The organism is Streptomyces himastatinicus ATCC 53653, from assembly GCF_000158915.1.
In the GTDB taxonomy this organism is placed as follows: Bacteria; Actinomycetota; Actinomycetes; order Streptomycetales; family Streptomycetaceae; genus Streptomyces; species Streptomyces himastatinicus.
The window spans coordinates 4,599,850-4,614,955 of record NZ_GG657754.1 but is presented as its reverse complement, the minus strand read 5'-3'; the positions used below and the strand labels follow the sequence as shown (position 1 = coordinate 4,614,955).

The window sequence follows — 15,106 nt, the reverse complement described above, 5'->3', positions numbered from 1 at the left end:
GGCGCGGGCCTCCGCCAGCAGCTTCTGGATCCGCGAGACGCCCTCGACGAGGTCCTCGTCGCCCAGCGCGTAGGACAGCCGCAGGTAGCCCGGTGTGCCGAACGCCTCACCCGGCACCACGGCGACCTCGGCCTCCTCCAGGATCAGCGCGGCCAGCTCGACGGTGGTCTGCGGCCGCTTGCCGCGGATCTCCTTGCCGAGCAGCCCCTTCGCCGACGGGTAGGCGTAGAACGCGCCCTCCGGCTCCGGGCACTCGACGCCGTCGATCTCGTTGAGCATGCGCACGATGGTGCGGCGGCGGCGGTCGAACGCCTCGCGCATCGCGGCGACGGCGTCGAGGTCGCCGGTGAGGGCGGCCAGGGCGGCGGCCTGCGCGACGTTGCTCACGTTGGACGTGGCGTGCGACTGGAGGTTGGTCGCGGCCTTCACCACGTCCTTGGGGCCGAGGATCCAGCCGACCCGCCAGCCGGTCATCGCGTACGTCTTGGCGACACCGTTGACCACGATGCACTTGTCGCGCAGCTCGGGCACCACCACCGGCAGCGAGTGGAACTCGGCGTCGCCGTAGACCAGGTGCTCGTAGATCTCGTCGGTGAGCACCCACAGCCCGTGCTCGGCGGCCCAGCGGCCGATCTCCTCGATCTGCTCACGGCTGTAGACCGCGCCGGTCGGGTTGGACGGCGAGACGAAGACCAGCACCTTGGTGTGCTCGGTGCGGGCGGCCTCCAGCTGCTCGACGGAGACGCGGTAGCCGGTCGTCTCGTCCGCGACGACGTCCACCGGGACACCGCCGGCCAGCCGGATCGACTCCGGGTAGGTGGTCCAGTACGGCGCGGGGACGATGACCTCGTCGCCCGGGTCGAGGATCGCGGCGAATGCCTCGTAGATCGCCTGCTTGCCCCCGTTGGTCACCAGGATCTGGGCCGCCTCGACCTCGTAGCCGCTGTCGCGCAGCGTCTTCGCGGCGATGGCGGCCTTGAGCTCGGGAAGCCCGCCGGCCGGGGTGTAGCGGTGGAACTTGGGGTTACGGCAAGCCTCCACCGCCGCCTCGACGACGTAGTCGGGCGTCGGGAAGTCCGGCTCGCCCGCGCCGAAGCCGATCACCGGGCGGCCGGCGGCCTTCAGGGCCTTGGCCTTGGCATCGACGGCGAGGGTCGCGGACTCGGAGATGGAACCGATCCGGGCCGACACCCGTCGGTCGGTCGGGGACTGTACGGGGGGAGTAGCAGCGGTCATGGAAGCATCGTCGCAGACGGGCGAAAAGGGCGGTACACGGGTTTAACGAGACTCACACAAGTCTCCTGCGGAAACCCGAGCGGAAACCTGAGCGGAGGGCACGGGCGCTTCTCGTTCGACGCCTGGCCGTCAAGCACGTACACTCAACCGTCGTTGGCCGCTCAACAGACGTATCCGACCCGCACACTCCGTGCAGCGGGATGGATGCGGTAGGTTGGGGGTGCCGCAAAGGGTCGTAGCTCAATTGGTAGAGCACTGGTCTCCAAAACCAGCGGTTGGGGGTTCAAGTCCCTCCGGCCCTGCTACACGCACTTGATCGTGGGTGCGTGCATGCGTACGCAAGGACAAGCACCGCTGTGCGGCCGGGCCGGACGCGGCACGGCCACGACCCGGATTCAGGTGAGGACGAGTGACGGAAGCCCTTGGCTCCACCGCGACGCCTGAGAGCGGTCGTCCCGACGAGGACGAGGTGGCGACCAAGAAGGGCCGCCGTGGTGGCAAGCGCGCGAAGAAGGGGCCCTTCGGCCGGCTCGCGCTGTTCTACCGCCAGATCATCGCCGAGCTGCGCAAGGTCGTGTGGCCCACGCGCAGCCAGCTGTCGACGTACACCAGCGTGGTGATCGTCTTCGTGCTGATCATGATTGGCATCGTGACCGTGATTGACTATGGGTTCAACAACGCCATCAAGTACGTCTTTGGCTGAGACCCCGCGAAGGGCGGCCGTGTCCCGGCAGCGCCCTTTCGCACGTTCCACCCCTTGAAGCCAGGAAGAAGCAGCCACCGTGTCTGACCCGAACCTGAACGACGCCGCCGAGCCCGTCGAGTCCCGTGAGGACGAGCTCGACATCGTCGAGGCGGCGGACTCCGACCAGGCTGAGGCCGCTGACGCCGCGGCGGGCGAGCCCGCCGAGGAGGCCGCGCTGCACGTCGAGGACGAGGCCGAGGCCGCCGTCGAGGTCGCCGAGGACGAGGCCGCGGAGGCCGCCGAGGTCGAGGTCGACCCGATCGAGGCCCTCCGCGAGGAGCTGCGCGGGCTGCCCGGCGAGTGGTACGTGATCCACACCTACGCGGGTTACGAGAAGCGCGTGAAGGCCAACCTGGAGCAGCGTGCCGTCTCGCTGAACGTCGAGGACTTCATCTACCAGGCCGAGGTCCCCGAAGAAGAGATCGTCCAGATCAAGAACGGCGAGCGGAAGAACGTCCGTCAGAACAAGCTCCCCGGCTATGTGCTGGTGCGCATGGACCTGACGAACGAGTCCTGGGGCGTCGTGCGCAACACCCCGGGCGTCACCGGCTTCGTGGGCAATGCCTACGACCCGTACCCGCTGACCCTGGACGAGATCGTCAAGATGCTCGCCCCGGAGGCCGAGGAGAAGGCAGCCAAGGCCACCGCCGAGGAGGGCGGCGCCCCGGCGCCGAGCCGCAAGGTCGAGGTCCAGGTGCTGGACTTCGAGGTGGGCGACTCGGTCACGGTCACCGACGGCCCGTTCGCCACGCTCCAGGCCACGATCAACGAGATCAACGCCGACTCGAAGAAGGTCAAGGGCCTGGTCGAGATCTTCGGCCGGGAGACCCCGGTCGAGCTGAGCTTCGACCAGATCCAGAAGAACTGACGCTTCTTCCGCACCCTTCCGACAGGTCAGATCGGGCCCTTCCGGGGCCGGTCTGACCTGCTCGGTTTCAGGCCGCACACCTATACCCGTTATCGTTGTGCGGTATGCCTCCATCCGGATGACCCGGAGTGGAGGCGGACCACCTCTCACTAAGACCCGGAGAGAGCATGCCTCCCAAGAAGAAGAAGGTCACGGGGCTGATCAAGCTCCAGATCCAGGCCGGCGCCGCGAACCCGGCCCCGCCGGTCGGCCCCGCGCTGGGCCAGCACGGCGTCAACATCATGGAGTTCTGCAAGGCCTACAACGCCGCGACCGAGTCGCAGCGCGGCATGGTCGTGCCGGTGGAGATCACGGTCTACGAGGACCGTTCCTTCACCTTCATCACCAAGACTCCGCCGGCCGCGAAGCTGATCCTCAAGGCCGCGGGCGTGGAGAAGGGCTCCGGCGAGCCGCACAAGACCAAGGTCGCCAAGATCACCCGCGACCAGGTCCGCGACATCGCCACCACCAAGATGCCCGACCTGAACGCCAACGACCTGGACGCCGCCGAGAAGATCATCGCCGGCACCGCCCGTTCCATGGGCATCACGGTCGAGGGCTGACAGCCACCCCGTAGCACCACCGTGGCAGGACCAATGCGCGGTCCGGACCACGACTCCGAACACAGACATCAGGAGCAGCAGTGAGCAAGCGCAGCAAGGCCCTCAAGGCTGCGGACGCCAAGATCGACCGGGAGCGCGCGTACGCCCCGCTCGAGGCCGTCCGTCTCGCCAAGGACACCTCCCCGAGCAAGTTCGACGCGACCGTCGAGGTCGCCATGCGCCTGGGCGTCGACCCGCGCAAGGCCGACCAGATGGTCCGCGGCACCGTGAACCTGCCGCACGGCACCGGTAAGACCGCCCGGGTCCTGGTCTTCGCGACCGGTGACCGTGCTGCGGCCGCGGAGGCCGCCGGCGCCGACATCGTCGGCTCCGACGAGCTCATCGACGAGGTGTCCAAGGGCCGCCTGGACTTCGACGCCGTCGTCGCCACCCCGGACCTCATGGGCAAGGTCGGCCGCCTCGGCCGGGTGCTCGGTCCGCGTGGTCTGATGCCGAACCCGAAGACCGGCACCGTCACCCCTGACGTGGCCAAGGCCGTCACGGAGATCAAGGGCGGCAAGATCGAGTTCCGCGTCGACAAGCACGCCAACCTGCACTTCATCATCGGCAAGGTGTCGTTCGGCGAGGCGCAGCTGGTGGAGAACTACGCCGCGGCGCTCGAGGAGATCAACCGTCTCAAGCCGTCCGCCGCGAAGGGCCGCTACATCAAGAAGGCGAGCCTGAGCACGACGATGGGCCCCGGCATCCCGCTGGACGCCAACCGCACGCGCAACCTGCTGGTCGAGGAAGAGGCCGTCTGAGCCCTTCCCTGACCGGAACCGCCGGGCCCCCGCACCTCGTGAGAGGTGTGGGGGCCCGGTGCGTTGCTGTCGGCGGCCCTCGATAGGGTCTTGATCGACAGTCGTAAAAGAAAAATAAGGGGGAACCGTGCGCGGTACTCATGTAGGCGTGCGATGCGCGATCGCCGCCTGTGGCGTTGTTCTGATGGCCGGACTCACCGCTTGCGGGAGCGACAAGTCCGATGAGGGCAAGTCGGGCGGGAACGGCGGCCAGTCGGTCGGCAGCCCGCTGGCGGCGCTGAAGCTCGCCTCGCAGCGCACGGATCAGCAGCACTCCGCGAAGGTCGACGGCACCGTCAAGAGCCCGATGGCCAACAGTGACATGTCCGGTGCGATGGACTGGGCCGACGGCATGCGCGCCAACATGACCATGAAGTCGAAGGGCGGCGCCGGCGCCTCCGCGGCGGGCGGCAACAAGCCCGTCAACGTGCGCTACACGCCCGACGCGATGTTCATGAACGCGGCCGAGATGGGCATCCCTGCCCAGGGCAAGCAGTGGATCAAGTACGACTTCGACACGCTCGCCAAGCAGGGCGGCCCGTCCGGGGCGTACCTCAAGGACCAGATGCAGAACAACAACCCGTCGCGTTCGGTGGAGCTCCTCCTTTCCACGGGCAAGGTCAAGAAGGTCGGCACGGAGGACGTCCGGGGCGTCGAGGCGACCCACTACACGGGTGTGGTCAAGGTCTCGGAGATGGCCCGGATGCAGTCCAAGGGCATGAGCAAGTCGGACCTGGACGCCCTGGAGAAGCAGCTCAAGCAGTCCGGTTCGGAGAGCGAGACCGTCGACCTGTGGATCGACGACAAGAACCTGCTGGTCAAGAAGCGTGAGCAGGCCAAGAGCAAGATGGGCGTCACCGATTCGACGGTCTTCTACTCGGACTACGGCACCAAGGTCACCGTCGAGGAGCCGCCGGCCTCGGAGACCATGGACTTCCAGAAGCTCCAGCAGGGGTCCCAGCCGTAGCTGATTTGCCCGGCCGCGGCCCGTTCGCGTAATCTGCTTCAGAAGCCAAAGACCGCTGGTTGTCGCTGTGCCTCCGCAAGGGGATACGGCGGCTGAAGGATCCGCTAGCTGCGGACGGCCCGCGTAGGTGACTGTGGTGAGAACTCCCGAACGGGCCGTGTGTCCGTGCGGTCGAGTCACGCCCCGTGCGCCTGCGCCGGGGCGTTTTCGTGTTGTTCAGTCTCCTTCCTTCAGGCCGTTGCGGTCCTCATCACCCGGAAGGAGGCCGAGGCTCATGGCGAGTCCCGACAAGGTCGACGCCGTCGACGAGATGCGGGAGAAGTTCCGCACCTCGAACGGCGCCGTTGTGACCGCGTACACCGGTCTCACCGTCGCACAGCTCCAGGAGCTGCGCCGTTCGCTCGGTGAGAACGCTCAGTACCGTGTGGTGAAGAACACGCTGACCAAGATCGCGGCTAACGAAGCCGGGATCAACCAGCTCGACGACCTGTTCACGGGTTCGTCGGCCGTCGCCTTTGTGACCGGTGACCCGGTCGTGGCGGCGAAGGGTCTGCGTGACTTCGCCAAGGACAACCCCGCCCTTGAGATCAAGGGCGGCGTGCTCGACGGCAAGGCGCTGTCCGCCGACGAGATCAAGAAGCTCGCGGACCTCGAGTCCCGCGAGGTGCTGCTCTCCAAGCTGGCGGGCGCCATGAAGGCCAAGCAGTCCCAGGCTGCCGCGCTCTTCCAGGCCCCGCTGTCGAAGTTCATCCGCACCGCGGAGGCGCTCCGGCAGAAGCAGTCCGAGCAGGGCGGTGCCGGCGAGCCGGCTCCCGCCGAGGCCGCGGCCGAGTAATCAGCCCCGGTCACAGCGGGCCCGGACGCCCGCCCGACATTTTCATCCGGCACCTGCCGACTTAGTGGAAGGACCGCCATCATGGCGAAGCTCACCCAGGAAGAGCTGCTCGAGCAGTTCGAGACCCTCACCCTCATCGAGCTCTCCGAGTTCGTGAAGGCGTTCGAGGAGAAGTTCGACGTCACCGCTGCCGCTCCGGCCGCCGTCGTCGCCGCCGCCCCGGGTGGCGCGGGCGCCGCTGCCGAGGCCGAGGAGGAGCAGGACGAGTTCGACGTCGTGCTCACCGGCGCCGGCGACAAGAAGATCCAGGTCATTAAGGTCGTGCGTGAGCTGACCTCCCTGGGCCTGAAGGAGGCCAAGGACCTCGTCGACGGCACCCCGAAGCCCGTCCTCGAGAAGGTCTCCAAGGAGGCCGCGGAGAAGGCTGCCGAGTCCCTCAAGGGCGCCGGCGCCTCCGTCGAGGTCAAGTGATCTCACGGGTCGGATGACCCGCTGTGCCGTGAGGGCGATCACCCGTTGGGGTGGTCGCCCTTCGGTGTTCTTGTGACGGCTACGCTGACATTCCGGTTCCGGCAGGTATGGTGATCTTCGTTGCCCGTCGCCACGCCCTGTGACGATCTCGCCGGAGTGGGGGGCCTTGACGAACGGCACGCAGCGCGCAATTCTCGGGACGCGACGTCACACGATCCGTAAGTCCGAGGCATGGATCGCCGGCGAAGCGGGCAGTATGGATATGCGCTGGCGAAGCGCGGTCGTCGCCGACCAGGCGGGGTGAAGGACAACGAGGGGCGAGCCCCCTCACCGGAGGGAGAGATTGGCGCTGCCGGTCTCAGAAACTCGGCGCTGGACATCAGTGTGCCAAGTGGCTACACTGACCCTTTGCGCTGCCTGTTAGCTGCTCCCTGCCCGTCACCAGGGGCATACCCACCTTTGAGCACTGCCGATGAAAACACCCTGACCAGGGATTTCATCCATGGGTTCGCGGTGGGACCGGTACGCGCGTAGTGAGTCCGAGCCCTCGGAAGGACCCCCTCTTGGCCGCCTCGCGCAACGCCTCGACTGCCAATACGAACAATGGCGCCAGCACCGCCCCGCTGCGCATCTCCTTTGCGAAGATCAAGGAGCCTCTCGAGGTTCCGAACCTCCTTGCACTGCAGACCGAGAGCTTCGATTGGCTGCTCGGCAATGCCGCCTGGAAGGCTCGCGTCGAGGCTGCGCTGGACAGCGGTCAGGACGTCCCCACCAAGTCCGGTCTGGAAGAGATCTTCGAGGAGATCTCCCCGATCGAGGACTTCTCCGGGTCGATGTCCCTGACCTTCCGTGATCACCGCTTCGAGCCGCCGAAGAACTCGATCGACGAGTGCAAGGAGCGCGACTTCACGTACGCCGCGCCGCTCTTCGTCACCGCCGAGTTCACCAACAACGAGACCGGCGAGATCAAGTCCCAGACGGTCTTCATGGGCGACTTCCCGCTCATGACGCCGAAGGGCACCTTCTGCATCAACGGCACCGAGCGTGTCGTCGTCTCGCAGCTGGTCCGCTCGCCGGGTGTGTACTTCGACTCCTCCATCGACAAGACGTCCGACAAGGACATCTTCTCCGCCAAGATCATCCCGTCCCGGGGTGCCTGGCTGGAGATGGAGATCGACAAGCGCGACATGGTCGGTGTCCGCATCGACCGCAAGCGCAAGCAGTCCGTCACCGTCCTGCTCAAGGCGCTCGGCTGGACCACCGAGCAGATCCTCGAGGAGTTCGGTGAGTACGAGTCCATGCGCGCCACCCTGGAGAAGGACCACACCCAGGGCCAGGACGACGCGCTGCTCGACATCTACCGCAAGCTGCGCCCGGGCGAGCCGCCGACGCGTGAGGCCGCCCAGACGCTGCTGGAGAACCTGTACTTCAACCCGAAGCGCTACGACCTGGCCAAGGTCGGCCGGTACAAGGTCAACAAGAAGCTCGGCGCGGACGCCCCCCTCGACGCCGGCGTGCTGACCACCGACGATGTCATCGCGACCATCAAGTACCTGGTCAAGCTGCACGCGGGCGAGACCGAGACGGTCGGCGAGGCCGGCGACATGATCGTCGTCGAGACCGATGACATCGACCACTTCGGCAACCGCCGCCTGCGGAACGTCGGCGAGCTGATCCAGAACCAGGTCCGCACCGGTCTGGCCCGTATGGAGCGCGTCGTCCGCGAGCGGATGACCACCCAGGACGTCGAGGCGATCACGCCGCAGACCCTGATCAACATCCGGCCGGTCGTCGCCTCCATCAAGGAGTTCTTCGGCACCAGCCAGCTGTCGCAGTTCATGGACCAGACCAACCCGCTGTCGGGTCTGACCCACAAGCGCCGCCTGTCGGCGCTGGGCCCGGGTGGTCTGAGCCGTGAGCGGGCCGGCTTCGAGGTCCGTGACGTGCACCCCTCGCACTACGGCCGCATGTGCCCGATCGAGACGCCGGAAGGCCCGAACATCGGTCTGATCGGCTCGCTCGCCTCGTACGGCCGGGTCAACGCGTTCGGCTTCGTCGAGACCCCGTACCGCAAGGTCCACGAGGGTGTCGTCACCGACAAGGTGGACTTCCTCACCGCCGATGAGGAAGACCGCTTCGTCATCGCCCAGGCGAACGCGCCGCTGGCCGAGGACAACACCTACGCCGAGAACCGCGTCCTGGTCCGCCGCCGTGGCGGCGAGGTCGACTACGTGCCCGGCTCCGAGGTCGACTACATGGACGTCTCGCCGCGCCAGATGGTGTCGGTCGCGACCGCCATGATCCCCTTCCTCGAGCACGACGACGCCAACCGCGCGCTCATGGGCTCGAACATGATGCGTCAGGCCGTGCCGCTGATCAAGGCGGAGTCCCCGCTGGTCGGCACCGGTATGGAGTACCGCTGCGCGGTCGACGCCGGCGACGTCATCAAGGCCGAGAAGGACGGTGTCGTCCAGGAGGTCTCCGCCGACTACGTGACGGTGGCCAACGACGACGGCACCTACACCACGTACCGGATCGCCAAGTTCTCCCGCTCCAACCAGGGCACCTCCTTCAACCAGAAGGTCGTCGTCGACGAGGGCGCCCGCGTCATCACCGGCCAGGTCCTGGCCGACGGTCCGTCCACCGAGGACGGCGAGATGGCGCTCGGCAAGAACCTCCTCGTGGCGTTCATGCCGTGGGAGGGCCACAACTACGAAGACGCGATCATCCTCAGCCAGCGGCTGGTCCAGGACGACGTCCTCTCCTCGATCCACATCGAGGAGCACGAGGTCGACGCCCGGGACACCAAGCTCGGCCCCGAGGAGATCACCCGGGACATCCCGAACGTCTCCGAGGAGGTCCTGGCCGACCTCGACGAGCGCGGCATCATCCGCATCGGCGCCGAGGTCGTGGCCGGGGACATCCTGGTCGGCAAGGTCACCCCGAAGGGTGAGACCGAGCTGACCCCGGAGGAGCGCCTGCTGCGCGCGATCTTCGGTGAGAAGGCCCGTGAGGTCCGTGACACCTCGCTGAAGGTGCCGCACGGCGAGATCGGCAAGGTCATCGGCGTCCGCGTCTTCGACCGCGAAGAGGGCGACGAGCTGCCCCCGGGCGTGAACCAGCTGGTCCGCGTCTACGTGGCGCAGAAGCGCAAGATCACCGACGGTGACAAGCTCGCCGGCCGTCACGGCAACAAGGGCGTCATCTCGAAGATCCTGCCGGTCGAGGACATGCCGTTCCTGGAGGACGGCACCCCGGTCGACATCATCCTCAACCCGCTGGGTGTCCCGTCCCGAATGAACCCGGGACAGGTCCTGGAGATCCACCTCGGCTGGCTGGCCTCCCGCGGCTGGAAGGTCGAGGGCTCCGAGGAGTGGATGCAGCGGCTCCAGGCGATCGGCGCGGACGAGGTCCAGCCCGGCACCAACGTCGCGACCCCGGTCTTCGACGGCGCCCGCGAGGACGAGATCGCCGGTCTCTTCGAGTCCACGATCCCGAACCGCGACGGCGACCGTCTGGTCCAGCCCTCCGGCAAGGCCCGGCTCTTCGACGGCCGCTCCGGCGAGCCGTTCCCGGACCCGATCTCGGTCGGCTTCATGTACATCCTCAAGCTGCACCACCTGGTGGACGACAAGCTGCACGCCCGGTCCACCGGCCCGTACTCGATGATCACCCAGCAGCCGCTGGGCGGTAAGGCTCAGTTCGGTGGCCAGCGCTTCGGAGAGATGGAGGTGTGGGCGCTGGAGGCTTATGGCGCCGCGTACGCCCTCCAGGAGCTGCTGACCATCAAGTCCGACGACGTCACCGGCCGCGTGAAGGTCTACGAGGCCATCGTCAAGGGCGAGAACATCCCCGAGCCCGGCATCCCCGAGTCCTTCAAGGTGCTCATCAAGGAGATGCAGTCCCTGTGCCTCAACGTGGAGGTGCTGTCCAGCGACGGCATGTCCATCGAGATGCGCGACACCGACGAGGACGTCTTCCGCGCTGCGGAGGAGCTCGGCATCGACCTGTCGCGGCGCGAGCCGAGCAGCGTCGAAGAGGTCTGACGGGTCTGGCCGGGGCGGTTCGTACGCACCCGCCCCGGCCTCTCCCCGGACCCCCAGTCAGACCCGAAGACACGACCCTGAAAGAGGGATTGACGACAAGTGCTCGACGTCAACTTCTTCGACGAGCTGCGGATCGGCCTCGCCACTGCTGACGACATCCGTCAGTGGTCCCACGGTGAGGTCAAGAAGCCGGAGACCATCAACTACCGCACCCTGAAGCCCGAAAAGGACGGACTCTTCTGCGAGAAGATCTTCGGTCCGACCCGGGACTGGGAGTGCTACTGCGGCAAGTACAAGCGCGTCCGCTTCAAGGGCATCATCTGTGAGCGCTGTGGCGTCGAGGTCACCCGCGCCAAGGTGCGCCGTGAGCGGATGGGCCACATCGAGCTGGCCGCTCCCGTCACCCACATCTGGTACTTCAAGGGCGTGCCCAGCCGTCTGGGCTACCTGCTCGACCTCGCCCCGAAGGACCTCGAGAAGGTCATCTACTTCGCCGCCTACATGATCACGTGGGTGGACGAGGAGCGCCGCACGCGCGACCTGCCGTCGCTGGAGGCCCACGTCTCCGTCGAGCGCCAGCAGATCGAGCAGCGCCGCGACGCCGACCTGGAGGCCCGCGCCAAGAAGCTCGAGGCGGACCTCGCCGAGCTGGAGGCCGAGGGCGCCAAGGCCGATGTGCGCCGCAAGGTGCGCGAGGGCGCCGAGCGTGAGATGAAGCAGCTGCGCGACCGCGCCCAGCGCGAGATCGACCGTCTCGACGAGGTGTGGAACCGCTTCAAGAGCCTCAAGGTCCAGGACCTGGAGGGCGACGAGCTGCTCTACCGCGAGCTGCGTGACCGCTTCGGCACGTACTTCATGGGCGGCATGGGCGCGGCCGCGCTCCAGAAGCGCCTGGAGTCCTTCGACCTCGACGAGGAGGCCGAGAAGCTCCGCGAGATCATCCGGACCGGCAAGGGCCAGAAGAAGACCCGTGCGCTCAAGCGCCTCAAGGTCGTCTCCGCCTTCCTCCAGACCCGCAACAGCCCCAACGGCATGGTGCTGGACTGCATCCCGGTGATCCCGCCGGACCTGCGTCCGATGGTGCAGCTGGACGGTGGCCGCTTCGCGACCTCCGACCTGAACGACCTGTACCGCCGTGTGATCAACCGGAACAACCGCCTCAAGCGTCTCCTCGACCTCGGTGCCCCCGAGATCATCGTGAACAACGAGAAGCGGATGCTCCAGGAGGCCGTCGACGCGCTGTTCGACAACGGCCGCCGCGGTCGCCCGGTCACCGGTCCCGGTAACCGTCCGCTGAAGTCCCTCAGCGACATGCTGAAGGGTAAGCAGGGCCGGTTCCGTCAGAACCTTGCTCGGTAAGCGTGTCGACTACTCGGCGCGTTCCGTCATCGTCGTCGGCCGCAGCTCAGCTGCACCAGTGCGGTCTGCCCAAGGCCATGACGCTGGAGCTCTTCAAGCCGTTCGTGATGAAGCGCCTGGTGGACCTCAACCACGCGCAGAACATCAAGTCGGCCAAGCGCATGGTCGAGCGCGGCCGCACGGTCGTGTACGACGTGCTCGAAGAGGTCATCGCCGAGCACCCGGTGCTGCTGAACCGTGCGCCGACCCTGCACCGCCTCGGCATCCAGGCCTTCGAGCCGCAGCTGGTCGAGGGCAAGGCCATTCAGATTCACCCGCTCGTCTGCACCGCGTTCAACGCGGACTTCGACGGTGACCAGATGGCCGTGCACCTGCCGCTGTCCGCGGAGGCGCAGGCCGAGGCCCGCATCCTGATGCTGTCCTCGAACAACATCCTCAAGCCGGCCGACGGCCGGCCGGTGACCATGCCGACCCAGGACATGGTGCTGGGTCTGTTCTTCCTCACCACCGACGAGGAGGAGCGCAAGGTCATCGGCGAGGGCCGGTCCTTCGGCTCCAGCGCCGAGGCGATCATGGCGTTCGACGCCCGGGAGCTGTCGCTCCAGGCGAAGATCGACATCCGCTTCCCGATCGGCACGGTCCCGCCCCGCGGCTGGACCCCGCCGGCTCCGGAAGAGGGCGAGCCCGCCTGGCAGCAGGGCGACAGCTTCCGGCTGCGCACCACGCTGGGCCGCGCGCTCTTCAACGAGCTGCTGCCCGAGGACTACCCGTTCGTCGACTACTCGGTGGGCAAGAAGCAGCTCTCCGAGATCGTCAACGACCTCGCCGAGCGCTACCCCAAGGTGATCGTCGCGGCGACCCTGGACAACCTGAAGGCGGCCGGTTTCCACTGGGCCACCCGCTCGGGTGTCACCGTCGCCATCTCCGACATCGTCGTGCCCGAGGCCAAGAAGGCCATCATCACGGGCTACGAGGCGCAGGACGAGAAGGTCCAGAAGCAGTACGAGCGCGGTCTGATCACCAAGGACGAGCGCACCCAGGAGCTCATCGCGATCTGGACCAAGGCGACCAACGAGGTCTCCGAGGCGATGAACGCGAACTTCCCGAAGACCAACCCGATCTTCATGATGGTCGACTCGGGCGCGCGCGGAAACATGATGCAGATGCGTCAGATCGCGGGTATGCGTGGTCTGGTGTCCAACGCGAAGAACGAGACCATCCCGCGGCCCATTAAGGCGTCGTTCCGTGAGGGTCTCTCCGTGCTGGAGTACTTCATCTCCACCCACGGTGCCCGTAAGGGTCTCGCGGACACCGCCCTGCGTACCGCCGACTCGGGTTACCTGACCCGTCGTCTGGTGGACGTCTCCCAGGACGTGATCATTCGCGAGGAGGACTGCGGCACCGAGCGCGGTCTCAAGCTCGCGATCGCGACCACGGGCGCGGACGGCGTACTGCGCAAGACCGAGGACGTCGAGACCAGCGTGTACGCGCGCTGCCTCGCCGAGGACATCGTCGTGGACGGGAAGGTCCTGGCCCCGGCCGGCACCGACCTGGGCGACGTGCTCATCGACGAGCTGGTCCGGCACGGTGTGGCGACGGTCAAGACCCGTTCGGTGCTCACCTGCGAGTCCGCCGTCGGCACCTGCGCCATGTGCTACGGCCGCTCGCTGGCGACCGGCAAGCTGGTGGACATCGGCGAGGCCGTCGGCATCATCGCCGCCCAGTCCATCGGTGAGCCCGGCACCCAGCTGACGATGCGTACCTTCCACACCGGTGGTGTGGCCGGTGACGACATCACCCAGGGTCTGCCGCGTGTCGTCGAGCTCTTCGAGGCCCGTACGCCCAAGGGCGTCGCGCCGATCTCGGAGGCGGCCGGCCGCGTCCGGATCGAGGAGACCGAGAAGACCAAGAAGCTCGTCGTCACCCCGGACGACGGCTCCGACGAGACCGCCTACGGCGTCTCCAAGCGGGCCCGTCTGCTGGTGGGCGAGGGCGACCACGTCGAGGTCGGCCAGGCGCTGACCGTGGGTGCCACCAACCCGCACGACGTGCTGCGCATCCTCGGCCAGCGCGCCGTCCAGGTGCACCTGGTCGGCGAGGTCCAGAAGGTCTACAACTCGCAGGGTGTGTCGATCCACGACAAGCACATCGAGATCATCATCCGGCAGATGCTGCGCCGGGTCACGATCATCGAGTCCGGCGACGCGGAGCTGCTGCCGGGCGAGCTCGTGGAGCGCACGCGCTTCGAGGGTGAGAACCGTCGTGTGGTCCAGGAAGGCGGCCACCCGGCCTCCGGCCGTCCGCAGCTGATGGGTATCACCAAGGCCTCGCTGGCGACCGAGTCCTGGCTGTCGGCGGCGTCCTTCCAGGAGACGACCCGGGTGCTCACCGACGCGGCGATCAACGCCAAGTCGGACTCCCTGATCGGCCTCAAGGAGAACGTCATCATCGGTAAGCTCATCCCGGCCGGTACGGGCCTGTCCCGCTACCGCAACATCCGGGTCGAGCCGACCGAGGAGGCGAAGGCCGCGATGTACTCGGCCGTCGGCTACGACGACATCGACTACTCGCCCTTCGGTACCGGCTCCGGCCAGGCGGTCCCGCTGGAGGACTACGACTACGGTCCGTACAACCAGTAAGAGCGCGGATCTGTTCACAGGGCGGTCACCCCATGGCGGGGTGGCCGCCCTGCGGCTATGCTCCGGGTTGGTGTGTCCAGCGCGTGTGCATTTGTTTTGACCGGAGCCGATGCGGTAGGTACGCTCTGACCTTGTGCCTGGGGTGTCCCTGGGCTCCCGTATGCGCCAAGCGCGACGGGGGGCCGAGGTGTCGACACCAACAATCTGCACTCTCCTGACTTTCGCAGGGGGCTGCGGTGCGCGACACACCCGACCGCGTGGGTCGGAGAATCCCCAGGTTAGCTTTATCGAGATCGGCACACAGAAACCGGAGAAACGGTGCCTACGATCCAGCAGCTGGTCCGCAAGGGCCGCCAGGACAAGGTCGAGAAGAACAAGACTCCCGCACTGGCGGGGTCGCCGCAGCGTCGTGGCACGTGCACTCGCGTGTTCACCACGACGCCGAAGAAGCCGAACTCGGCGCTCCGTAAGGTCGCGCGTGTCCGGCTGAGCAGTGGGA

General features: G+C 67.1%; 9 protein-coding genes, 1 tRNA gene and 2 pseudogenes. 11 read left to right on the top strand and 1 reads right to left on the bottom strand.

The annotated features are described in order from the left end of the window. On the bottom strand, positions 1–1,236 hold a 1,236-nt coding region (locus tag SSOG_RS19180), incomplete at its 3' end, for a pyridoxal phosphate-dependent aminotransferase (RefSeq protein WP_009715902.1). 229 nt (positions 1,237–1,465) lie between these two features. On the opposite strand from SSOG_RS19180, the gene SSOG_RS19175 reads away from it, so the two are divergent. The 11 genes and pseudogenes from SSOG_RS19175 to SSOG_RS48595 form a co-directional block, all read left to right on the top strand. Further along, positions 1,466–1,538, top strand: a tRNA-Trp gene (locus tag SSOG_RS19175). A 107-nt stretch (positions 1,539–1,645) separates the two neighbouring features. Beyond that, on the top strand, positions 1,646–1,939 hold the full coding sequence (gene secE, locus SSOG_RS19170; protein ID WP_009715901.1) for a preprotein translocase subunit SecE: 294 nt from the start codon (positions 1,646–1,648) through the stop codon (positions 1,937–1,939). Between the two features lie 79 nt (positions 1,940–2,018). Then, positions 2,019–2,849, top strand: a complete 831-nt coding sequence (gene nusG / locus SSOG_RS19165) for a transcription termination/antitermination protein NusG (RefSeq protein ID WP_009715900.1) — start codon at positions 2,019–2,021, stop codon at positions 2,847–2,849. 167 nt (positions 2,850–3,016) lie between these two features. Continuing rightward, entirely contained in the window at positions 3,017–3,451 is a 435-nt protein-coding gene (gene rplK, locus SSOG_RS19160) for a 50S ribosomal protein L11 (protein WP_009715899.1), read from the top strand. Between the two features lie 80 nt (positions 3,452–3,531). Continuing rightward, positions 3,532–4,251, top strand: a complete 720-nt coding sequence (gene rplA, locus SSOG_RS19155) for a 50S ribosomal protein L1 (protein ID WP_009715898.1) — start codon at positions 3,532–3,534, stop codon at positions 4,249–4,251. Between the two features lie 127 nt (positions 4,252–4,378). After that, positions 4,379–5,257: an SCO4651 family lipoprotein gene (locus SSOG_RS19150; RefSeq protein ID WP_009715897.1), complete on the top strand. Its 879-nt coding sequence runs from the start codon at positions 4,379–4,381 to the stop codon at positions 5,255–5,257. Between the two features lie 274 nt (positions 5,258–5,531). Next, positions 5,532–6,092 carry a 50S ribosomal protein L10 gene (gene rplJ, locus SSOG_RS19145; RefSeq protein ID WP_009715896.1) on the top strand — a complete coding sequence of 187 codons (561 nt, stop codon included), beginning with the start codon at positions 5,532–5,534 and terminating at the stop codon, positions 6,090–6,092. A 78-nt stretch (positions 6,093–6,170) separates the two neighbouring features. Further along, the gene (gene rplL, locus SSOG_RS19140; protein ID WP_199844443.1) at positions 6,171–6,563 is read left to right on the top strand and encodes a 50S ribosomal protein L7/L12; all 393 of its coding nucleotides are present in this window, start codon (positions 6,171–6,173) and stop codon (positions 6,561–6,563) included. Positions 6,564–7,126: 563 nt separating this feature from the next. Continuing rightward, positions 7,127–10,609, top strand: a complete 3,483-nt coding sequence (gene rpoB / locus SSOG_RS19135; protein ID WP_039938076.1) for a DNA-directed RNA polymerase subunit beta — start codon at positions 7,127–7,129, stop codon at positions 10,607–10,609. Positions 10,610–10,708: 99 nt separating this feature from the next. Next, positions 10,709–14,607, top strand: a pseudogene (locus tag SSOG_RS19130) (DNA-directed RNA polymerase subunit beta'). Positions 14,608–14,925: 318 nt separating this feature from the next. After that, positions 14,926–15,106 (top strand): annotated as a pseudogene (locus SSOG_RS48595) (30S ribosomal protein S12); the annotation flags it as partial.